Source organism: Herbaspirillum sp. SJZ099 (assembly GCF_007828355.1).
Lineage (GTDB): Bacteria > Pseudomonadota > Gammaproteobacteria > Burkholderiales > Burkholderiaceae_D > Herbaspirillum.
Genome location: NZ_VIUO01000001.1, coordinates 944,457 through 965,062 on the forward strand (window position 1 = coordinate 944,457; position 20,606 = coordinate 965,062).

Sequence of the window (20,606 nt, forward strand, 5' to 3'; positions counted from 1 at the left end):
AGGAGGCGCCATTTGAAAAACGCTTTGCATACCCCGCAGGAAACGCCGCCGATTCCCGATCCCCATCTGCCGCCGCCGGAATTGCCCGACGACGACCCGATTCCGGTCGCGGATCCGCCGCTCAATCCGCGCCCTGCGGACAAGCCTGTCCGTATGCGGCAAAAGGAAGATAGCCCCGCGTTCCGGAGCGCATCCGGTTTCATATAGAGGAGCTTGCCATGCACCAACCCGATTTCCTCATTCCCCGTTTCGCCAGGATGCTTGCGATGGGCATGGGTTCGCTCATTGCCATGCCGGTGGCGCCGGCGTCGCCGGCCTCCGACGAGCAGGAGCGCCGGCGCAGCCACAGCGCGCACGAACCCGCAGTGAAACAGGCCGCCTCCGACAATGAGCCGGGCCGCGACATCGTCGAGGACGATGCGCGCAAGCTGGCCGAGCAAAACAAGACGGTGCGCAACAACGAACGCAATAAAGAGCACGACAAACAAGACCGCAAGCGGGAAGCCGAAATCGACCAGGCCTTGGCCGACACCTTCCCGGCCAGCGACGCCGTCGACCGCTCCAGCGGGAGCTGAGGAGGCGGCCCGACCCCGGCGCTGCGGTTGCCCTAAGCGGGGCCGGCCTTTATACTGCGCGGCACAAGATTGCTTCTGGTATCCCGCGCGCAGCCGCGCAAGGGATTGAAACGGGAAGCCGATGCGGCCCGCCATCGCCATGGCGGCGCCAAAGCCGGCGCTGCCCCCGCAACGGTAAGCGAGAAGGGCACGCACCACGCCACTGTGCGCATGCATGGGAAGGCATCTGTCCGCGAAGCCGACGGCTTCATCTCGCCAGTCCGGAAACCGGCCCGAAGCGAATTCAGGGTGGTATCGCGGAGGGCGATCATACTGGCAGCTTCCACCATCGCTGTTCAACTCCATCAGGCCGGCATGCGCCGGTCGCTATATCGTGCGCGAAACAAATTCACGGACCGGGCGGTTTTCCGGCATAGGGGACGGCCGCAGCCGCATGCCCGTTACCGGCGTCCGGTGCCTTTGCCGCAACGGCACGCTGCGCGCATTTCCGCTTCGATTTCCACTCCATATACGTCATACCCGCTCCGCTCCCATGAGCCGCGCGCGAACCCCCGCGCGGTTGTTTATCCCCCTATCCGTTTCGATTGGATGAAATGATGTTCGAACACCGCCGGCAAGGAAAACGCCCATGAACGCGCCCCCGAATGTGCCCACGAACGCGGCGCAATCGCGGCGCACCCTGGTGTTTGGCGGAGCGCGCTCCGGCAAGAGCGCCTATGCCGAGCAACAGGCGCTGGCGGCGGCCCGGTCCGGCGCGGGCGAGATCGTCTGCATCGCCACCGCCGATTGCAACGCCAGTGCGGCCGACGCCGAGATGGCCGCGCGCATCGCCCACCACCGTCAACGGCGAGAGGCGCTGGGCAGCCGCTGGCGCACCGTGGAAGAACCGCTGGCGCTGGGCCAGGCATTGCGCGCCAACGCCGGCCCCGGCAAGGTGGTGCTGGTCGATTGCCTGACGGTGTGGCTGTCCAACCTGCTGTTCGCGGAAGGCCATGCGTTTCCCGAGTTGGGGCCGATCGCCGCGCCGGCCGCCTTTGCGCGGCAACGCGAGGACTTCCTGCGCGCGCTGCAAGAGGCGCAGGGGACGGTGATCCTGGTGTCCAACGAAGTGGGCATGGGCATCGTGCCCACCGGCGCGGTATCGCGCTGGTTCGTCGATGAGGCCGGGCGCCTGAACCAGTCGGTGGCGGCGATCTGCGAGCGGGTGCAATGGGTGGCCGCTGGCTTGCCGCTGAGTTTCAAGGACGCCTCATGCTGAGCGGCTTGTCCTGGCCCTGGTTGGGCTTGTTGATGGCGGTCGGGCTGGCGCTCGACCTGATGCTGGGCGAGGCGCGCCGCTGGCATCCGCTGGTCGGTTTCGGCAGCCTGGCCCAGCGTATCGAGGGCGCGTTCAACCGGGCACCCGCATCGCGCCTGCGCGGCATCCTGGCATGGATGCTGGCGGTGCTGCCGGGCGTGGCGCTGGCGGCCTGGATCATCCATCTGGCGCCATGGTGGCTGGCTTGCCTGTTGCATGCGGCGCTGCTGTATTTCTGCATCGGCCTGCGCAGCCTGCGCGACCACGCGCTGCCGATCGCGCTGGCGCTGGCGCGCGGCGACCTGGCGGCGGCGCGGGTACTGGCCTCCCGCATCGTCAGCCGCGATACGCGCCAATCCAATGAAACCGAGCTCGCCAGGGCCGGCGTCGAGTCGCTGCTGGAAAACGGCAACGACGCCGTGTTCGGCACGCTGTTCTGGTTCCTGGTCGCGGGTGGGCCGGGGGCCTTGCTGTTCCGCTTGGCCAACACGCTGGATGCGATGTGGGGCTATCGCAATGAGCGCTTCCTCCATTTCGGCTGGGCCGCGGCGCGCCTCGACGACGCGCTCAACTGGGCGCCGGCCCGGCTCACCGCATGGTCTTACGCCTGGCTCGGCAACCGCGTCCAGGCGCTGGCCTGCTGGAAGCAACAGGCCGCCGCCTGGAGCAGCCCGAACGCCGGGCCGGTAATGGCAGCCGGCGCCGGCGCGCTGGGCGTGACGCTGGGCGGCCCCGCGGTGTATGACGGCGCACTCGAACAGCGCCCGCCGCTGGGCTGCGGTAAGCCGCCCGAGGGCGCCGACATTGTCCGCGCCTGGCGCCTGGTGGCGCAGGCCGTCTTGCTGTGGCTGGCCATCGTGGGCGCGCTGGCGTTGCTTTTCTTCGGAGCCTTCCATGCTTGAACACGGCGGCAACCTCAGTGAGGCAATGGCGCGCTACGGCCGTGCGCCCGGCGCGTGGCTGGACCTGTCGACCGGCATCAATCCGGTGCCGTACCCGGCGCCGGCATTGGCCGCCAACGCCTGGCACCGCCTGCCGGAACCATCGGTGGAGCTGGCGCAGGCTGCCTGCGCCTACTACGGCGCGCCGCACATGTTGCCGGTGGCCGGCACCCAGGCCGCGATCCAGGCGCTGCCGCAACTGCGTCTGCAGCGCGACGGCCGGCCCGCGCGCGTGCTGGTGGCGGCCCCCATCTATGCCGAACATGCGCATTGCTGGACGCGAGCCGGGCATGCGGTGCGCGAAGTGCCCTACGCGCAGCTGGCGGCCGAGGTCGATGCCGGCAATTGCAAAGTGCTGGTGCTGTGCAATCCCAACAACCCCACCGGCGCGCTGGTCGAGCCGGCGCAATTGCTGCGCTGGGCCGAAACGATGGCCGCGCGCGGCGGCTGGCTGGTGGTGGATGAAGCCTTCGGCGATACCATGCGCGAGCGCAGCGTGGCCGCGCATGCCGGGCAACGGGGGCTGGTCGTGCTGCGCTCGGTCGGCAAGTTCTTCGGCCTGGCCGGACTGCGGCTGGGCTTCGTCGCCGCCGAACCCGCCTTGCTGGATGAACTGGCCGACTGGCTTGGGCCGTGGTCGGTCAGCGGCCCGGCCCAGCAGATTGGTACGGCCGCCTTGCGCGACCTTGCCTGGCAGCGCGCCACGCTGCGGCGCTTGTTGGCCGAAGGCGAGCGCTTGCGTGACTTGCTGGCGCGGCATGGCATCGCCTCATCCGGCAGCGCGCTGTACCAGTGGTGGCCGTGGCCGCAGGCGCAGGCGCGGCAGTTCCATGCGGCGATGGCGCAGCAGGGCATCTGGGTGCGGCTGTTTACGGGCGGCGCCGGCGGCATTCGCATCGGCTTGCCGCCGGATGAAGCCGGCTGGCAACGACTGCAACAGGCGCTGGGACAAGCGCTGGAACAAGCGTTGGAAAAAACGTTGGAAAAAACGCTACTGCAATGGAGCGCCGATGGCCGCTGAATTTCCCTTCCATACCCTGATGATCCAGGGCACCACGTCGGATGCCGGCAAGAGCACGCTGGTCGCGGCACTATGCCGCCTGCTCCGGCGCGACGGCATCGCGGTGGCGCCGTTCAAGCCGAAGAACATGGCCTTGAACAGCGCAGTCACCGCCGACGGCGGCGAGATCGGCCGGGCCCAGGCGCTGCAGGCGCAGGCCGCCGGCATCGCCCCGCATACCGACATGAACCCGGTGCTGTTGAAACCTTCCAGCGACACCGGCGCGCAAGTGATCGTGCATGGCAAGGTGCGCGCCGATATGCACGCGCGCGATTACCACCGCTACAAGAGCGAGGCCATGCAGGCCGTGCTGGCGTCCTACCATCGCCTGCGCGCGCAGTATCGCGCCATCATCGTCGAAGGCGCCGGCAGCCCGGCCGAGATCAACCTGCGCGCGCGCGATATCGCCAACATGGGCTTCGCCGAGGCGGTCGATTGCCCGGTGGTCATCGTCGCCGACATTGACCGCGGCGGCGTGTTCGCGCACCTGACCGGGACGCTGGATTGCCTCTCCGAGAGCGAGCGTGCGCGCGTGGTCGGCTTCGTCATCAATCGTTTCCGCGGCGACCCCGGCCTGCTGCAAGCGGGGCTGGACTGGCTGGAGCAGCGTACCGGCAAGCCGGTGCTGGCGGTACTGCCTTACCTGCACGGCTTGCAGCTCGATGCGGAGGATGCAATCGCCTCATCGCAGAACGCGCGCGGGCAATTCCGCGTGGCGGTGCCGGTGCTGCCGCGCATCAGCAACCACACCGACTTCGATGCGCTGCGCGCGCATCCCGAGGTGGACCTCCAATTCATCGGCCCGGGCCGGCCGATTCCGCCGGCCGACCTGATCATCCTGCCGGGCAGCAAGAACACCCGCGACGACCTGGCCTGGCTGCGGCAGCAAGGCTGGCCGGAGGCGATCGGCAGGCACCTGCGCTACGGCGGCAAGCTGATCGGCATCTGCGGCGGCTTCCAGATGCTGGGCCAGAGCGTGGACGACCCGCACGGCGTGGAAGGCGCGCCGGGCAGCACGCCCGGCCTGGGCCTGCTGGCCATGCGCACCGAGCTCACGCGCGACAAGCGCCTGCTGCAGGTCAGCGGCCGCTGTGCTTTCGGCGCAGAGGAAGCCGGCGTGCGCGGCTACGAAATCCATATGGGCGTATCGCAAGGCGCGGCCTTGCAGCGCCCGGCCTTCGTCATCGATGGCCGCGGCGAAGGGGCGGTGTCGGAAGATGGCCAGATCCTCGGCAGCTACCTGCACGGCATGTTCGACACGCCGCAGGCGTTTTCGGCGCTGCTGGCATGGGCCGGACTGGACGGCGCCGCCCCGGTTGACCTGGACGCGCTGCGCGAGGCCAGCCTGGAGCGGCTGGCCGATGCAGCGCTGCCTCTGTATGAGGCCTTGAAGAAACTGGAGTCCCGCTTCGGGCGGTGAGAAAAGCAAAGTCCCGGCGCAAGGCCGGGACGGGTTGGGGAGGGCGATGCAGGCTCAGGCCAGCGCTTCCTTGGCGGCTTCTTCCGGCGTCAGGCCATCGTAGAAGAGGTCGGTGAACCACTCGACCTGTTCTTCGATATGTTCCTGGGCCTGGTCGAGCGTGGCGCCGCCCTTGACCAGGAACTGCTCGACTTCGGTGCACCATTGGATCAGGGCTTCGGTTTCCGGATCCAGTTTCTCTTTTTTGGGCATGATATTTCCTTGCTTCGTTCAGGTTCGGGCACTGCAGCTGCAAGGATATGCCAAAGCCCGCGATCGCGCCGGAATATCTTCCCGGCCGTCTTTGCGCGCCAGTTATTGCCGGCTATTTATTGCAGCAGGCCGTTGCTGGCCAGCACCGCCGCCGCCGAACGCGTTTCAACGCCGAGTTTCACGAAGATGTGCTCCAGGTGCTTGTTCACCGTGCGCGGGCTCATGCCCAGGATGTCGGCGATGTCGCGGTTGGTCTTGCCCTTGCCCAGCCACATCAGCACGTCGTTCTCGCGCGGGGTGAGGCGAAAGCCTTCGAAGCAGGGGGCAGCTTCGCCGCCGGCCGGCGCTGCCGCGGCAAGGCGCTTTTCTTCCAGTAGCAGGGTGAGGCCGTGGCCGGCGCCGGCGCCCGAGACGGCGATGCGCAGCTCGCAGTCGCCTTGCCGCAGCGCCAGCGGCGGGATGTCTTCGATCTTGCCGCCGTCCTGGCGGTGGCGCACCAGGCTTTCGTTGAGCCAGGACTGCAGCGCCGCCGGCAGCTTGTGGCCGGCGCCGGCGAAATACTTCTCCAGCCACAGCGACGCCTTGCTGGTCTGCCACAAGGGCAGGCCGTTGTGGCCGAGCACGATCACCGCGTGCGCGGCATGCTCCAGCACGCCGCGCGTTTGCGACATCATGCGCGCGGTGCGGATGTGGGCGCCGATACGCGCGACGACTTCCTGCGGCCGGATCGGCTTGGTGACGTAGTCGATGCCGCCGACCTCGAAGCCGCGCACCACATGCTCGGTTTCCGACAGGCCGGTCATGAACACCACCGGCACATGGTTGATGCTCCTGATCAGCTTGATGCGGCGGCAAGTCTCGAAGCCGTCGATGCCGGGCATCATGGCGTCGAGCAGGATCAGGTCGGGCGTGATGCGGTCCAGGCGCTCCAGCGCGGACAGGCCATCGGTGGCGACCAGCACGATATGACCGCTCTCGTCGAGTGCGTCGGACAGCATGGCCAGGTTGTCGGGCATGTCGTCGACGATCAGGACCACGTGCCTATCGAACGTCGTTGAGATCATGGCGGATCAGCTCCTCGATGCGGGTGACATATTCGTTCAGGCGGAATTGCCTGACCAGTTGGCGCAGGTCGGTGGTAAAGGGCAGGTAGGCGGGAGTGTGCCGTTCCAGTTCGTCGAGCTGGTGCAGGATGCCCTTGGCATAGCCGATCGCGCCCAGCTCCAGTAGCGCCTGCAGTTTATGGCGGGGCGGCACCAGCATCACCGGCTGCGCGGGCGCCGTCGTCGCTGCCGTCGCTGCTGCAGCAGCGGGCGGGGGCGCCACCCACTCCAGGTGCAGATGCTGCCGGATCTTGGCCAGCAGTTCGTTGTACGACACCGGCTTGACGACGAAGTCGTCGTATAGCGGCGGGTCGCTGCGTTCGTGCAGGTTCTCGAAGGCATCGGCCGAGACCAGGATCACCGGCAGCTGTGCCAGGCCGCGGGCGCGGATGGCGCGCGCGACCGACCAGCCGTCCATCAGCGGCATGGCGATATCCAGCAGCACCAGATCCGGCACGCGCCGCGCCAGCGCTTCCATGCAGGCGATGCCGCTGTCGGCTTCGGCCACCTCGAAGCCCAGCGGCAGCAGCATCTCCTTGAGCAGGCGCCGCTGCGAGGCCTGGTCGTCCACCACCAGCACCCGCCGCGCGGGGCCGGCATAGCCGGTCATCTGGTCTTCCAGCTGCAGGCGCGGGCGCGGCATGTGCACTTCCGGCAGGTAGATCTTCAGGTGGAAGCTACTGCCACGGCCGACCTCGCTCTTGACCGACAGTTCGCCGCCCATGATGTGCGTGAGCATGCGGCTGATCGCCAGGCCCAGGCCGGTGCCGATGTCTTCGCGCAGGTTGGCGGCATTGCTGCGCTCGAAGGGCAGGAAGATGCGTTCCAGGTCGTCGTCGGCGATGCCGATGCCGGTATCGATGATGTCGAAATAGGCGATCTCGCGCATGTAGTGGACCCGCACCGTCACGCTGCCGCGGTCGGTGAACTTGACGGCGTTGCCCAGCAGGTTGATCAGGATCTGGCGCAGCCGCTTCTGGTCGGCGTGCACGATGTGCGGGATGCGGCCGATCTTCTCGAAGCTGAAGGCCAGGCCCTTTTGCTCGGCCTGGGGCGCGAACATACCGGTGATCTGTTCCAGCAGGCCGGCCAGCGCCACTTCGTCGGAGGCTAGGCGCATCTTGCCGGCCTCGATCTTGGCGATGTCGAGCAGGCCATCGATCAGGCTCAGCAGGTGCTCGCCGCTGCGCCGGATGACCGCGATGGCGTCCTTGCGCGCCGGCGGGATGGTGGCGTCGACATGCAGGATCTGCGCATAGCCGAGGATGCTGTTGAGCGGGGTGCGCAGCTCGTGGCTCATGCCGGCCACAAAGCGGCTCTTGGCCAGGTTGGCCGATTCGGCGGCTTCCTTGGCGCGCTGCAGTTCGGCGTCGGTCTGCTTGTGCGCTTCGATCTCCTGCAGCAGCAGGTTGGTCTGGCGCTCGGATTCCTCCTGCGCGACCGCGCGGCTTTCGTTGGTCAGCACCAGCCACCATGAGCCGACCCCGAGCAGCACCAGCAGCATGCAGAACAGCTTGACGAAGATGCTTTTGATGGAGGCCGGCCCGGCCGTCGCCAGGCCGGAACTGTCGGCCATCTGCTGGAAGTACAGCATCCACAGGATGACCGCCAGGCCGCCGGCCAGCGTGCCGAACACGATCAGGTAGTGGCTGATGCGGGTATTGAGCTTGAGCGTGAAGCGCGCCGGCACCAGGCTGCGCAAGGTCTGGAAGATCTGGTTGGGCAGGCGCGCCGCGGGCGCCTTGCAGCGGTCGTTGCAGCGCGCGTCGAGCGAGCAGCACAGCGAGCAGATCGAGCCCTGGTAAGCCGGGCAGTACGCCATGTCGGGCGTTTCGAAACGGTTGCCGCAGATCACGCAGTCGAGCTGGCCCTGGGCGTGGCTGTGGTCGGACAAGGTGTCGCGCCGGGCGATGTAGTAACGGCTCCTGGTGGCGACGGCGATCAGCGGCGCGCACAGCAGCGCCGTGCCCAGCGCGATGAAGGGCGCCATCGCCGCGGCCAGCTTGCCCAGCACGCCCGACATGGCGATCGCCGACAGCAGCGAAGCGATCGCCATCGCGCCCACGCCCACCGGATTGACATCGTACAGGTGGGCGCGCTTGAACTCGATATGGGCCGGACTCAGCTTGAGCGGCTTGTTGATGACCAGGTCCGAGACCACCGCGCCGATCCAGGAAATCGCCACCAGGCTGTACAGCGCCAGCACATGCTCCAGCGCGTTGAACACGCCCAGCTCCATCAGCAGCACCGCGATCAGCACGTTGAACACCAGCCACACCACGCGGCCGGGATGGCTGTGGGTCACCCGCGCGAAGAAGTTGGACCAGGCCAGCGAACCGGCGTAGGCGTTGGTGACGTTGATCTTGATCTGCGACACCACCACGAACAGCACCACCGCGCCCAGCGCCAGCGCCGGATTGGAAAAGACGTACTGGTAGCCGATCAGGTACATCTGGGTCGGCTCCACCGCCTTGGCCATCGGCACCTCGTGCTGGATGGCGAGGAAGGCCAGCAGCGCGCCGCCCAGCATCTTGGCGCCGCCCAGCAATATCCAGCCGGGCCCGGCCAGCAGCAGGGCGGTCCACCAGCGGCCGCGGTTGGCCGCGGTCTTTTCCGGCAGGAAGCGCAGGAAGTCGACCTGCTCGCCGATCTGCGCGATCAGCGAGAAGGCCACCGTGGCGGCGGCGCCGAAGAGCAGGATGTTGAACGAGCTGCCGTCCTCGGCGCGCCCGGCGAAGGTGAGCAGGTTGGCCAGCGCCTCCGGTTCCTTGTACAGCACGCAGATGTAGGGCAGGGCCAGCAGCACGATCCACAGCGGCTGCGTCCACATCTGCAGGCGGTTGATCAGGGTGATGCCGTAGGCCACCATGGGGATGATGATCAGCGAGCACAGCACATAGCCGTAGACCAGCGGCAGGCCGAAATAGATCTCGATGGCCTGGGCCATGATGGCCGCCTCCAGCGCGAAGAAGATGAAGGTGAAGCTGGCGTAGATCAGCGAAGTGACGGTGGAGCCGATGTAGCCGAAGCCGGCGCCGCGCGTGAGCAGGTCCATGTCGACGCCGTAGCGGGCGGCGTAGTAGCTGATCGGCAGCCCGGTCAGGAAGAACAGCAGCACCACGCAGGCGATGGCCCAGAAGGTGTTGGTAAAGCCGTAGCTCAGGGTGATGGCGCCGCTGATGGCCTCCAGCGCCAGGAACGAGGTCGCGCCCAGCGCCGTGTTGGCCAGGCGGAACTCCGACCAGCGCCGGAACGAGCGCGGCGTATAGCGCAGCGCGTAGTCTTCCAGCATCTCGTTGGCGACCCAGGTGTTGTAGTCGCGCCGGACTTTGACGATGCGTTGCGTGGCGGGATTGGTCACATATTGCTCGCGTTGTTATCTGGGGGCCGGCGGCCGTGCGCGCGAGCCCCGGCCATGGTGGCGGAGCCTGTCCCATCCTGCGGGACAGCATCTTTCGACGGCGCTGCTTCCTGCGCTTCTTGCTAGCAATTTTCAAACCAATCGGCCGGCGAGGGCATACGTCAAATGACGTATGCCGCCGGGCCATTTCTCGCCGGTTTCACCAAAACATCGCAGGCCAGGGGTTTTGCGCAGGCTTGCGCGGCACGGCAATGGATGCCCGATGCACCAATAACATGCCGCGCGTGTTCAAACATGTGCGCGCGGGCCTGGCCGGATGCGTCCGGCCGTTACGTCGAACAACGTATTGTTGCGCTGCATCGCCAACCCTATTCTTCGTCCCAGAACGACGGACAGCGCAGTGCCGGCGGGCGCAGCGGGGGAACAGCTCGCATGCCCGCATCCAGGCCGCGGCGCCGTCCGCATTCGTTTCGACCGGCCCGTTCCGGCGCCGGCCTGGCAAGGCCACGATCGCTTCTACAACATCCAACAAAGCCTCGAAAGGAGTACCGCATGTCGCACCGTTCCTCTTCCAGACCGCCTTCGCCCCAACGCCGCAAGATCCTGGCGGGACTGGCCGCCGGTGCGGCTGCCGCCGCGCTGCCGGGCCTGGCTTCGGCGCAGCAGTTCCCGACCGCCAAGGTCAACACCACCAAATTGGCCATCACCGACACCGAAGTCACCGTCGGCCAGCTGCACTCGGCCACCGGCACCATGGCCATCAGCGAAACCGGTTCGATCCAGGCCGAGCGCCTGGCGATCGACCAGATTAACGCCATGGGCGGCATCCTCGGCCGCAAGATCAAGATCATCCAGGAAGACGGCGCCAGCGACTGGCCGACCTTCGCCGAGAAAGCCAAGAAGCTGCTGGAGAACGACCGCGTCGCGGCCGTGTTCGGCTGCTGGACCTCGGCCTCGCGCAAGGCCGTGCTGCCGGTGTTCGAGAAGGACAACGGCCTGCTGTACTACCCGACCTTCTATGAAGGCCTGGAACAGTCCAAGAACGTGTTCTATACCGGGCAGGAGGCGACGCAGCAGGTGCTGGCCGGGCTGAACTGGGTGGCCAAGGAAAAGAAGGCCAAGACCTTCTTCCTGGTCGGCTCGGACTACATCTGGCCGCGCACCTCCAACAAGATCGCGCGCAAGCACATCGAAAACGTGCTCAAGGGCTCGGTGGTGGGCGAGGAGTACTACCCGCTGGGCAATACCCAGTTCGGTTCGCTGATCAACAAGATCAAGCTGAAAAAGCCCGACGTCATCTTCGCCGACGTGGTCGGCGGCAGCAACGTGGCCTTCTACAAGCAGCTCAAGGCGGCCGGCGTCACCGCCAAGACCCAGAACCTGCTGACCATCTCGGTGACCGAGGATGAAATGCTGGGCATCGGCGGCGAGAACGTCGAAGGCTTCTTCGCCTCGATGAAGTATTTCCAGAGCCTGGACAACGCCAACAACAAGAAATTCGTGGCCGAGTTCAAGGCCAAGTTCGGCGCCAACTCGGTGATCGGCGACGTCACCCAGGCCGCCTACCTCGGCCCCTGGCTGTGGAAGGCGGCGGTCGAGAAGGCCGGCAGCTTCGATGTCGACAAGGTGGTCGCGGCTTCGCCCGGCATCGAACTCAAGACCGCGCCGGAAGGCTACGTCAAGGTCCACGAGAACCATCACCTGTGGAGCAAGACCCGCATCGGCCAGGCGCAGAAGGATGGCCAGTTCAAGGTCGTCTACGAGTCCGATCTGATCGAGCCCAATCCTTTCCCCAAGGGTTACCAGTAAGCGCTGGTCGTGCATGGTCCCGCGATCGGGCTTTCCCCGTTCGGACTGAGTAGCGGCGCAGCCGCGTATCGAAGGCGATGAACGGCGCGCCTTCGATACGGCCCTGCGGGCCTGCCCAGTCCGAACGGCGATCAGTCGATTGCGTGACCGGCTATCAGGCTTCACGGCCGGAGCTGATCCGGCCTCCGAGCAGCAAAGCGGCGGCGCCTGTTGTGACATGCGGGCGCTGCCGCCCCTGTAAATCGTTTCCCAAGGCGGGAGTCAATCATGGTTTCTCTATCCGAATTCGGCGCCATCCTCGCCATGCAGGGCTTCAATGGCCTCTCGGTATTTTGCGTCCTGCTGCTGATGGCGCTGGGCCTGGCCATCATCTTCGGGCAGATGGGCGTGATCAACATGGCGCATGGCGAGTTCCTGACCATCGGCGCCTACATCACCTACCTGCTGTCGCACCTGACCACCACCTACGCGCCCAGCCTGCAGCCGTTCTACTTTTTTGGCGCGGTGGCGCTGTCCTTCGCGGTGGCCTACGGCGTGGGCTATCTCACCGAACTGTTGCTGATCAGCCGCCTCTACAAGCGCCCGCTGGACACGTTGCTGGCGACCTGGGGCCTGTCGCTGGCGATGCAGCAGACCTTCCGCTCCATCTTCGGCGCCAAGGAAGTCAGCGCCACCTTGCCGGACTGGCTGCTGGGTTCGTTCAAGCCGACCGACTCGATCGACATCCCGATCAACGGCCTGTTCATGATGGGGCTGACGGTGCTGCTCACCGGCGCCATCTTCGTGCTGCTGTTCCGTTCGCGCTGGGGCTTGCAGGTGCGCGCCACGATGCAGAACCGGGTCATGAGCGGCGCGGTGGGCATCAATACCCGCAAGGTCGACCGCACCACCTTCGCGCTCGGCTGCGGCGTGGCCGGGGTGGCCGGGGCGGCGTTCACCACGATCGGTTCGACCGGCCCCACCAGCGGCTCGCTGTACATCGTCGACACCTTCCTGGTGGTGGTGTTCGGCGGCGCGCAGAGTTTGGTCGGCACCATCGCGTCGGCGTTCTCGATTGCCCAGACCCAGTCCACCGCCGAGTTCTTCCTGACCGGTTCGATGGCCAAGGTGCTGACGCTGTCGGCGGTGATCCTGATCCTGATGCTGCGTCCGCAGGGCCTGTTCTCGTCCAAGGTGCGCAAATGATGCCGGCGGCCTTTTCCCGACTTATCCACCGCGAGGTTCGACCATGAATGCAGCGTATGAAAAATTATTGGGCGGCAAGTCAGGCCTGATCGGGCTCCTGGCGATGGCGGTCTTGCTGCTGGCGGTGTTCCCGCTGGCGCTGGACATGTTCCGCCTCAACCTGGTCGGCAAGTACCTGTCCTACGCCTTCGTGGCGGTGGGGCTGGTGCTGTGCTGGGGTTACGGCGGCATCCTGAGCCTGGGGCAGGGCGTGTTCTTCGGCGTCGGCGGCTATTGCATGGCGATGTTCCTGAAGCTGGAAGCATCCGACCCCATCAGCACCAAGATCCAGTCGACCCCGGGCATTCCCGACTTCATGGACTGGAACCAGCTGACCGAACTGCCGGCCATGTGGCAACCCTTCCACAGCTTCGGCTTCACCGTGCTGGCGGTGCTGGCGGCGCCGACGCTGCTGGCCTTCCTGATCGGCCTGGCGATGTTCAAGCGGCGCGTGGGCGACGTGTATTTCTCCATCGTCACGCAGGCCATCGCCGCCATCCTGTCGATCCTGATCATCGGCCAGCAGGGCCTGACCGGCGGTGTCAACGGCATCACCGACCTGAAGACGCTCATGGGCTGGGACATCCGTACCGACAGCGCCAGGCTGATCCTGTACTTCGTCAATGCCGGGCTGCTGTTCGCCTGCATCCTGGCCGGCCGTTACATCCTGTCTTCCAAGCTCGGCCGCCTGCTGGTGGCGATGCGCGACAAGGAAGAACGGGTGCGCTTCTCCGGCTACGACGTGGCCAGCTTCAAGATCTTCGTGTTTTGCGCCGCGGCCATGTTCTCGGCCATCGGCGGCGCCATGTTCACGCTGCAGGTGGGCTTCATGTCGCCTTCGTTCGTGGGCATCGTGCCCTCGATCGAGATGGTGATCTACGCCGCGGTGGGCGGGCGCATGTCATTGCTGGGTGCGGTGTACGGCACGCTGCTGGTGAATTTCGGCAAGACCTATTTCTCCGAGACCTTCCCCGAGCTCTGGCTGTTCCTGATGGGCGGCCTGTTCATCGCGGTGGTCATGTACTTTCCTAACGGCCTGGCCGGCCTGTACCAGACCCAGGGCAAGCGGCTGCTGGCGCGCCTGCGCGGCAAGCCGGCGGCCGCGCCGGAACCGGCCAAGCCCAGGGCCGCCGTGGCCGAGACTACCCGCGACGGCATCGAGCCCGTCGCCACCCTGGAGGCCAGCAAATGAGCGATGCACCCATCGGATTCGAATCGGATGCCCACCCGGTATTGGCGATCGAAGACCTCACCGTTTCCTTCGACGGCTTCAAGGCGGTCGACAAGCTGAACCTGTACGTGCAGCGCAACGAGGTGCGGGTGGTGATTGGCCCCAACGGCGCCGGCAAGACTACCGTGCTGGACCTGATCTGCGGCAAGACGCGCGCCACCTCGGGCAGCATCCGCTTCAACAACCACGAACTTACCAAGATGAGCGAGCACGCCATCGTGCGCGCCGGCGTCGGGCGCAAGTTCCAGACGCCGTCGATCTACGAGAACCTTTCCGTGTTCGAGAACCTGGAGATGTCCTTCCCGCGCGGCCGCAAGGTGTTGGGCGCGCTGACCTTCAAGCGTTCGCCGGATGTGGTGGCGCGGGTGGAGGCGGTGGCCGCCGAGATCTTCCTGGAGCGGCAACTGCATACCCAGGCCGACCTGCTCTCGCACGGGCAGAAGCAGTGGCTGGAGATCGGCATGCTGCTGATGCAGGAACCGGAACTGCTGATGCTGGACGAGCCGGTGGCCGGCATGAGCGTTTCCGAGCGCGAGCAGACCGCGCAGCTGCTGGGGCGCATCAGCCAGGGGCGCTCGGTGGTGGTGATCGAACACGACATGGACTTCGTCAAGAGCATCGCGCACAAGGTCACCGTGCTGCACCAGGGGAAGATCCTGGCCGAGGGTAGCATGGACAAGGTGCAGTCCGACCCCAGGGTGATCGACGTCTATCTCGGCCACTAAACCATCCGGAGCCAGCCATGTTCAACGTCTCGCAACTCGCCTCCGGCTATGGCCAGAGCGCGGTCATCCACGACATCAACCTGTCGGTGGCCAAGGAAGAAATCATCGCCATCATGGGCCGCAACGGCATGGGCAAGACCACGCTGTTCAAGACCCTGATGGGCATCTTGCCGCTGCGCGGCGGCAGCATCAGCATCGACGGCGTCGAGCTGGGCGGCATGGAAAGCCACCAGCGCGTGGCGCGCGGCGTGGCCTACGTGCCGCAGGGGCGCATGATCTTCCCCGGCATGACGGTGCTGGAAAACATCCAGACCGGCCTCGGCCCGGCCGCGCGCGGCAAGGTGCCCGACGAGCTGTACGCGCTGTTCCCGGTGCTCTACGACATGCGCGGCCGCAAGGGCGGCAACCTCTCGGGCGGGCAACAGCAGCAGCTGGCGATCGCTCGCGCGCTGGCGACCAATCCGCGCGTGCTGCTGCTGGACGAGCCGACCGAGGGCATCCAGCCGTCCATCATCAAGGACATCGCGCGCAGCCTCAAGGAGATCCGCAAGATCCGCGCGCTGACCATCATCGTGTCGGAGCAGGTGCTCAGCTTCACGCTGGAGATCGCCGACCGTTTCCTGGTGATCGACAAGGGGCGCTTCGTCTACGAGGATGCGCGCGACCACGTCGATGCGCCGACCATCAGCAAGTACCTGTCGGTGTAAGCCGGTTCTTTAAGCCGATTCTTGAACTGATTTTTTAAGCCGATTTTTCACCGCAGTTTTCGCAAAGGAGTGAAGCCATGAGGCATGGAGACATATCGAGCAGCAAGGATGCCGTCGGCGTGGCAGTGGTCAATTACAAGATGCCGCGCCTGCACAACCGCAGCGAAGTGCTGGACAACGCCCGCAAGATCGCCGCCATGCTGGTCGGCATGAAGCAGGGCCTGCCGGGGCTGGACCTGGTGGTGTTTCCCGAATACTCGACCCACGGGATCATGTACGACGAGGCGGAGATGTACGAGACCGCCGCCACCGTGCCGGGCGACGAGACCCGCATCTTTTCCGAGGCTTGCCGCATCGCCGGCGTGTGGGGCGTGTTCTCGCTGACCGGCGAGCGCCACGAGGAGCATCCGCGCAAGGCGCCGTACAACACGCTGGTGCTGATCAACGACCAGGGCGAGATCGTGCAGAAGTACCGCAAGATCATGCCGTGGACGCCGATCGAGGGCTGGTATCCGGGCGACACGACCTATGTGTGCGAGGGGCCTAAGGGCCTGAAGATCAGCCTGATCATCTGCGACGACGGCAACTACCCGGAGATCTGGCGCGACTGCGCCATGAAGGGGGCCGAACTGATCGTGCGCTGCCAGGGCTATATGTACCCGGCCAAGGAGCAGCAGGTGCTGGTGGCCAAGGCCATGGCGTGGATGAATAACGTCTATGTCGCCGTGGCCAACGCGGCCGGCTTCGACGGCGTGTATTCCTACTTCGGCCACTCGGCCATCGTCGGCTTCGACGGCCGCACGCTGGGCGAATGCGGCACCGAGGAGATGGGCATCCAGTATGCCGAGCTGTCGGTGGGCGCGATCCGCGACGCGCGCCGCAACTGGCAGTCGCAGAACCACCTGTTCAAGCTGCTGCACCGCGGCTACACCGGCAAGATCAACTCCGGCGAATCGCCGGCCGGCGTGGCCGATTGCCCCTTCGATTTCTACAAGACCTGGGTCACCGACCCGCAAGGCGCGCGCAACCAGGTCGAGGCCATCACGCGCACGACCGCCGGCACGCCGGAATGCCCGGTGCCGGGAATCCCGGCCGAGCCGGCGGGATGAGCGCGCAACAGCATTCCATTGCCGGAATCCGGAATTCCGTTCGGACTGGGTAGACCTGAAGGGGCGTATCGAAGGCGCACATACCGTCCGCCAATATCCGGAGCGTCTTCGATACGCCGCGTTGCGGCTACTCAGCCCGAACGGGAGGAGAAAAAGCAGGGAGAACCACGGCGAAGGGACGGTGCCGGCCCAGGTGCTTTTCTGCGCACAGCAACCCACGAACCTACTTACCACCAAGGAGATCGCATGCAACACTTCAAGATCAAGCCCGGCGTGCCGCTGGCAGAGCAGCCGGAACTGGGCCACAACCGCTGGCATCCCGACCTGCCGTTCCTGGCGTCGGTCAAGCCGGGCGAGTCGATACTGATCGAGTCGCTGGACTTCCTCGACGCCCAGATCAAGGACACCGACGATGTCTCCGACGTCAAGAATGTCGACCTCACGCGCGCGCACCCGCTGACCGGCCCGTTCCACGTCGAAGGCGCCGAGCCGGGCGACCTGCTGGTGATCGACCTGCTGGACATCAAGCCGGTGACGCCGGTCGGGTTTTCCGGCGTGTTCGCCAAGGAAAACGGCGGCGGCTTCCTGGCCGACTACTTTCCCGAGGCCGACAAGGCGATCTGGGACCTGAAAGGTCTGTACGCCACCTCGCGCCACATTCCCGGCGTGCGCATCGCCGGCCTGACCCATCCGGGCCTGATGGGCTGCCTGCCGTCGCATGACTTGCTGGCCGAATGGAACCGCCGCGAGGCGCCGCTGGCGGCCAAGGGCCTGGCCAAGCCGCCTGATCCGAGCACCGCGGTGCTGCGCGGCCTCTCCGGCGCCAAGTTCGACGAGATGGCCAAGGTCGCGGCGCGCACCGTGCCGCCGCGCGAGCATGGCGGCAATACCGACATCAAGGACCTGTCGGCCGGCACGCGCATCTTCTTCCCGGTGTACGTGAAGGGCGCCGGCTTCTCGATGGGCGACCTGCACTTTTCGCAGGGCGACGGCGAGATCGGCTTTTGCGGCGCCATCGAAATGGATGGCGTGAGCCACGTCGGCTTCGACCTGATCAAGGGCGGCATGGCCAAGTACAACATCACCTCGCCGATCTTCATGCCCAGCATCGTCAAGCCGCACTACGAGCAATGGCTGACCTTCGAGGGCATCAGCGTCGAGAACGGCGTCAACTACTACCTGGACGCCACGGTGGCCTATCGCCAGGCTTGCCTGAAGGCGATCGACTACCTGACCCACTTCGGCTACAGCGGCAGCCAGGCCTACATGTTGCTGACGGCGGCGCCGGTGGAAGGGCGCATCGGCGGCATCGTCGATATCCCGAACTGCGCCTGCACGGTGGCCTTGCCGACGTCCATCTTCGACCAGGACATCACGCCCAAGGGCATGCTCAACGACAAGTCGTACTGGGGACGAACGCGCTAGTTCAAAAAAGAGTGGCCGCGCGGCCGCGATCCCATCGCAGCCGCGCGGAATCGAATCCGAACTTCATTTTGTGGGGGAGTCAGATATGCCCTTATACGACATCCGTTGCCGCCACTGCGCGGGCATTTTCGAGAAATTCCTCAGTATGCAGGCGCTGCATGGCGAGGTGGCTTGCCCTTATTGCCAGCAGGAGACCGCTGCCGCGCCCATGCTCACGGGCGGGCGGGTCGGCTTGCAGGTGAAGGAGCGCTGGCGCCCGCGCAACGGGGCCGAGCAACTGGCCGGACAGGGCGCCGCCGGCCCGGGCGCGCATGCGGGAGCGGCGCGCAGCAGCGTGCTGCATAACTGCAAGGGGCATAGCTGCAGCATCTGCGCGACCTGAAGGCGGCGGGAGCGGCGTCGGGCCCCGGCTTGCGTCAAGGGCGCTCGCCCGTTTTCAGGCGGGCCTCGATTTGCGCGACGACTTCCGGCAAATCCGCCACCGAATCGATCACGTAATGGGCGCCGGCCGCGCGCAGCTTTTGTTCTGCCTGCGCCTTGAGCGCCATCACCTCGGCAGGTTCAAGCCCGGCCAGTTGCCGTTGGGTATAGCCGACCTCATTGCCCGACAGCGACACCCCCACGCTCCACATGCCGGCGCGGATGCCTTCCTCGATGCCGGGCACGGTGTCGTCGACCTTGATGCAGCCGGCCACGTCGCCGATCTTCAGCGCCAGCACATTGGCTAGCGCCATGTAGGGGCCGGGGCGGCCGCCGGCTGGCAGTTCGTCGCCGGCGACCACGTGGTCGGGCGCAATGCCTTCCCTGGCGGCCAGCGGCAGCAGCACATTGAGCACTTCGCGCGGATAGCCCGAGCAGGAGCCGACCTTCAGGCCGCGTCCGCGCAGCCAGGCCAGCATCTGCGCGGCGCCGTTGATGGGCTGCGAATATTCCCCAACCTTGGCGATCTGCATCGGCATGAAGCGCGCGTAGATGGCGTCGACATCCTTGTCGCTTGGAGCATGGCCGGTGTAGCGCTGCCATTGGCCGGCGATATCGGCGTCGTCCAATAGCGTGCGGATGTGCTGCCACTTGGACAGGCCCATCGGGCCGCGCGCCTGTTGCAGCGTGATGTCGATGTCGAAGCTCTTGAAGGCGTCGACGAAGATCTGGGTCGGCGCCAGCGAGCCGAAGTCGACCAGGGTGCCGGCCCAGTCGAAGATGACGGCTTCGAGGGCGATGGCGGCTTTGTTTGCGGTGGGCATGGGGACTCCTTTATTGATGAATCTGTATGTGTATGTTTCAGTGGACGGCGGCGATGAAGTTGCGTCCGCGCGGGCCTTGCAGGGCACGCTGCACCAGCGTGTCCCAGGCATCGGCGATGCCGTAGTGGGCGGGGTCGGTCGACACGCCCAGGTTTTCCAGCAAGCCTGACAGGCGGGCCACGGCGCCGTCGCGGTCGGCGGCGCCGAAGATCTGCAGCAGCAGGGTATCGACCTGGGCGTCGCGGCCGAAGGCCAGGCGCATCACGTGCGGCAGCGAAAACGAACAGGCGATGCCGTGCGCGATGCCGTGGTGCAGCGTGATGTCGTAGGACAGCGAGTGCGCCAGCGCGGTCTTGGTATTGGAGAAGGCCAGCCCGGCCTGCAGCGCGGCGATGGCCATGCGTTCGCGCAGGGCCAGGTCGGCGGGCTTGCGCATGAGCAGCGGCAGCGTGGCGACGATGGCGCGCGCGGCGGCCGCGGCCAGGCTGGAGGAGACCGGATTGCGGTTGACGTTCCAGATCGCCTCCAGCGCGTGCGATAGCGCATCCAGGCCGCTGGCCAGGGTGGCGCCGGGCGGCAGGCTCAGCATCAGCTTGGGATCGATGATGGCGGCTTCGGGCCAGGTCCAGTCGCGGTGCAGCGAATATTTGCTGCCGGCGGCGGCATCCCAGAGGGTGGCCCAGGGCGTGACCTCGCTGCCGGTGCCGGCGGTGGTGGGGATGGCGATCAGCGCCTTGGCGCGGCCCGCGGCCAGCGGCGTGCCGTCGCGCAGGTGCGCCAGCAATTCGTCGAAGCGGCCCGACGGGGTGGACGCCAGCATGGCCTTGGCGCAGTCGATGACGCTGCCGCCGCCGAAGGCGACCACGCACTGGGCCTCGGCATGTTCCGACCAGACGCGCTCATGCATGGCCGACAGCCAGCTGACGTCGGGGTTGGGTCGCACGGCATTTTCGGTGCCGGCCAGTTGCGCGCCGAGCAGATTGGCGATGGATTGCTCCAGGCCCAGCGCGGCGGCCTCCGGGAAGGTCACCAGCAGGGCGCGGCGGCCGGCCAGCAGCGCCGGCAATTGCGCCAGGCTGCCGCTGCCGGCGTGGATGGATACCGGGTTGTGATAGGTCCACAT

Annotated in this window: 19 protein-coding genes and 1 riboswitch; of the genes, 14 read left to right on the forward strand and 5 right to left on the reverse strand. The window is 66.3% G+C overall.

Features of this window, described 5'->3' with window-relative positions; all coding sequences use genetic code 11:
- Positions 1-12 precede the first annotated feature (12 nt).
- The 6 genes from FB597_RS04020 (at position 13) to FB597_RS04045 (ending at position 5,293) form a co-directional block, all read left to right on the forward strand.
- Positions 13-207, forward strand: a complete 195-nt coding sequence (locus FB597_RS04020; RefSeq protein WP_255517067.1) for a hypothetical protein — start codon at positions 13-15, stop codon at positions 205-207.
- Positions 208-218: 11 nt separating this feature from the next.
- Positions 219-575 (forward strand): hypothetical protein, encoded by a 357-nt coding sequence (locus FB597_RS04025; protein ID WP_141916606.1) that lies wholly within the window; start codon positions 219-221, stop codon positions 573-575.
- Between the two features lie 59 nt (positions 576-634).
- Positions 635-866, forward strand: a riboswitch (cobalamin riboswitch).
- Between the two features lie 337 nt (positions 867-1,203).
- The gene (gene cobU, locus FB597_RS04030; protein ID WP_144768206.1) at positions 1,204-1,833 is read left to right on the forward strand and encodes a bifunctional adenosylcobinamide kinase/adenosylcobinamide-phosphate guanylyltransferase; all 630 of its coding nucleotides are present in this window, start codon (positions 1,204-1,206) and stop codon (positions 1,831-1,833) included.
- Positions 1,827-2,774, forward strand: coding sequence for an adenosylcobinamide-phosphate synthase CbiB (cbiB, locus tag FB597_RS04035; protein ID WP_144768208.1), 948 nt, complete (start codon positions 1,827-1,829; stop codon positions 2,772-2,774). Before cobU ends, cbiB begins: the two co-directional genes overlap by 7 nt.
- Positions 2,767-3,834 carry a threonine-phosphate decarboxylase CobD gene (cobD, locus tag FB597_RS04040; RefSeq protein WP_144768210.1) on the forward strand — a complete coding sequence of 356 codons (1,068 nt, stop codon included), beginning with the start codon at positions 2,767-2,769 and terminating at the stop codon, positions 3,832-3,834. Before cbiB ends, cobD begins: the two co-directional genes overlap by 8 nt.
- Complete coding sequence (locus FB597_RS04045) at positions 3,824-5,293, forward strand: cobyric acid synthase (RefSeq protein WP_144768212.1); 1,470 nt, start codon at positions 3,824-3,826, stop codon at positions 5,291-5,293. Before cobD ends, FB597_RS04045 begins: the two co-directional genes overlap by 11 nt.
- A 54-nt stretch (positions 5,294-5,347) precedes the next feature.
- On the opposite strand, the gene FB597_RS04050 is transcribed toward FB597_RS04045, so the two are convergent.
- From FB597_RS04050 to FB597_RS04060, 3 genes are all read right to left on the reverse strand, one after another.
- Positions 5,348-5,545, reverse strand: coding sequence for a hypothetical protein (locus FB597_RS04050; protein WP_006713029.1), 198 nt, complete (start codon positions 5,543-5,545; stop codon positions 5,348-5,350).
- Positions 5,546-5,661: 116 nt separating this feature from the next.
- A complete protein-coding gene (locus FB597_RS04055) occupies positions 5,662-6,609 on the reverse strand; it encodes a response regulator transcription factor (RefSeq protein WP_144768214.1) in 948 nt (315 codons plus the stop codon).
- Positions 6,587-10,009, reverse strand: a complete 3,423-nt coding sequence (locus FB597_RS04060; RefSeq protein WP_144768215.1) for an ATP-binding protein — start codon at positions 10,007-10,009, stop codon at positions 6,587-6,589. The genes FB597_RS04055 and FB597_RS04060 overlap by 23 nt, the downstream gene beginning before the upstream one ends.
- A gap of 552 nt (positions 10,010-10,561) precedes the next feature.
- Here FB597_RS04060 and urtA point away from each other — a divergent pair.
- The 8 genes from urtA to FB597_RS04100 all read left to right on the forward strand — a co-directional run bounded on the left by urtA (position 10,562) and on the right by FB597_RS04100 (position 18,621).
- Positions 10,562-11,818 carry an urea ABC transporter substrate-binding protein gene (urtA, locus tag FB597_RS04065; protein WP_141916621.1) on the forward strand — a complete coding sequence of 419 codons (1,257 nt, stop codon included), beginning with the start codon at positions 10,562-10,564 and terminating at the stop codon, positions 11,816-11,818.
- 267 nt (positions 11,819-12,085) lie between these two features.
- Positions 12,086-13,003 carry an urea ABC transporter permease subunit UrtB gene (gene urtB / locus FB597_RS04070; RefSeq protein ID WP_141916624.1) on the forward strand — a complete coding sequence of 306 codons (918 nt, stop codon included), beginning with the start codon at positions 12,086-12,088 and terminating at the stop codon, positions 13,001-13,003.
- A 43-nt stretch (positions 13,004-13,046) separates the two neighbouring features.
- Positions 13,047-14,234 (forward strand): urea ABC transporter permease subunit UrtC, encoded by a 1,188-nt coding sequence (gene urtC, locus FB597_RS04075; RefSeq protein ID WP_144768217.1) that lies wholly within the window; start codon positions 13,047-13,049, stop codon positions 14,232-14,234.
- Positions 14,231-14,998: an urea ABC transporter ATP-binding protein UrtD gene (urtD, locus tag FB597_RS04080; RefSeq protein WP_144768219.1), complete on the forward strand. Its 768-nt coding sequence runs from the start codon at positions 14,231-14,233 to the stop codon at positions 14,996-14,998. Before urtC ends, urtD begins: the two co-directional genes overlap by 4 nt.
- Positions 14,999-15,015: 17 nt before the next feature.
- The gene (urtE, locus tag FB597_RS04085; protein WP_144768221.1) at positions 15,016-15,705 is read left to right on the forward strand and encodes an urea ABC transporter ATP-binding subunit UrtE; all 690 of its coding nucleotides are present in this window, start codon (positions 15,016-15,018) and stop codon (positions 15,703-15,705) included.
- A gap of 77 nt (positions 15,706-15,782) precedes the next feature.
- Complete coding sequence (locus FB597_RS04090) at positions 15,783-16,814, forward strand: aliphatic amidase (protein ID WP_144768223.1); 1,032 nt, start codon at positions 15,783-15,785, stop codon at positions 16,812-16,814.
- A gap of 246 nt (positions 16,815-17,060) precedes the next feature.
- On the forward strand, positions 17,061-18,239 hold the full coding sequence (gene fmdA / locus FB597_RS04095; protein WP_141916636.1) for a formamidase: 1,179 nt from the start codon (positions 17,061-17,063) through the stop codon (positions 18,237-18,239).
- An 85-nt stretch (positions 18,240-18,324) separates the two neighbouring features.
- On the forward strand, positions 18,325-18,621 hold the full coding sequence (locus FB597_RS04100; RefSeq protein WP_141916639.1) for an FmdB family zinc ribbon protein: 297 nt from the start codon (positions 18,325-18,327) through the stop codon (positions 18,619-18,621).
- A gap of 34 nt (positions 18,622-18,655) precedes the next feature.
- Here the strand turns inward: FB597_RS04100 and phnX are convergent, their stop codons facing one another.
- Together phnX and psrA are read right to left on the reverse strand one after the other, a co-directional pair.
- Positions 18,656-19,483 carry a phosphonoacetaldehyde hydrolase gene (gene phnX / locus FB597_RS04105; RefSeq protein WP_144768224.1) on the reverse strand — a complete coding sequence of 276 codons (828 nt, stop codon included), beginning with the start codon at positions 19,481-19,483 and terminating at the stop codon, positions 18,656-18,658.
- Positions 19,484-19,520: 37 nt separating this feature from the next.
- On the reverse strand, positions 19,521-20,606 hold the full coding sequence (gene psrA / locus FB597_RS04110) for an iron-containing alcohol dehydrogenase PsrA (protein ID WP_144768226.1): 1,086 nt from the start codon (positions 20,604-20,606) through the stop codon (positions 19,521-19,523).

Bases quoted from the DNA above. Each gene is read 5' to 3' on its own strand.
- FB597_RS04025 (WP_141916606.1), top strand. From the start codon at position 219: ATGCACCAACCCGATTTCCTCATTCCCCGTTTCGCCAGGATGCTTGCG.
- cobU (WP_144768206.1), top strand. From the start codon at position 1,204: ATGAACGCGCCCCCGAATGTGCCCACGAACGCGGCGCAATCGCGGCGC.
- cbiB (WP_144768208.1), top strand. From the start codon at position 1,827: ATGCTGAGCGGCTTGTCCTGGCCCTGGTTGGGCTTGTTGATGGCGGTC.
- cobD (WP_144768210.1), top strand. From the start codon at position 2,767: ATGCTTGAACACGGCGGCAACCTCAGTGAGGCAATGGCGCGCTACGGC.
- FB597_RS04045 (WP_144768212.1), top strand. From the start codon at position 3,824: ATGGCCGCTGAATTTCCCTTCCATACCCTGATGATCCAGGGCACCACG.
- FB597_RS04050 (WP_006713029.1), bottom strand. From the start codon at position 5,545: ATGCCCAAAAAAGAGAAACTGGATCCGGAAACCGAAGCCCTGATCCAA.
- FB597_RS04055 (WP_144768214.1), bottom strand. From the start codon at position 6,609: ATGATCTCAACGACGTTCGATAGGCACGTGGTCCTGATCGTCGACGAC.
- urtA (WP_141916621.1), top strand. From the start codon at position 10,562: ATGTCGCACCGTTCCTCTTCCAGACCGCCTTCGCCCCAACGCCGCAAG.
- urtB (WP_141916624.1), top strand. From the start codon at position 12,086: ATGGTTTCTCTATCCGAATTCGGCGCCATCCTCGCCATGCAGGGCTTC.
- urtC (WP_144768217.1), top strand. From the start codon at position 13,047: ATGAATGCAGCGTATGAAAAATTATTGGGCGGCAAGTCAGGCCTGATC.
- urtD (WP_144768219.1), top strand. From the start codon at position 14,231: ATGAGCGATGCACCCATCGGATTCGAATCGGATGCCCACCCGGTATTG.
- urtE (WP_144768221.1), top strand. From the start codon at position 15,016: ATGTTCAACGTCTCGCAACTCGCCTCCGGCTATGGCCAGAGCGCGGTC.
- FB597_RS04090 (WP_144768223.1), top strand. From the start codon at position 15,783: ATGAGGCATGGAGACATATCGAGCAGCAAGGATGCCGTCGGCGTGGCA.
- fmdA (WP_141916636.1), top strand. From the start codon at position 17,061: ATGCAACACTTCAAGATCAAGCCCGGCGTGCCGCTGGCAGAGCAGCCG.
- FB597_RS04100 (WP_141916639.1), top strand. From the start codon at position 18,325: ATGCCCTTATACGACATCCGTTGCCGCCACTGCGCGGGCATTTTCGAG.
- phnX (WP_144768224.1), bottom strand. From the start codon at position 19,483: ATGCCCACCGCAAACAAAGCCGCCATCGCCCTCGAAGCCGTCATCTTC.
- psrA (WP_144768226.1), bottom strand. From the start codon at position 20,606: ATGTGGACCTATCACAACCCGGTATCCATCCACGCCGGCAGCGGCAGC.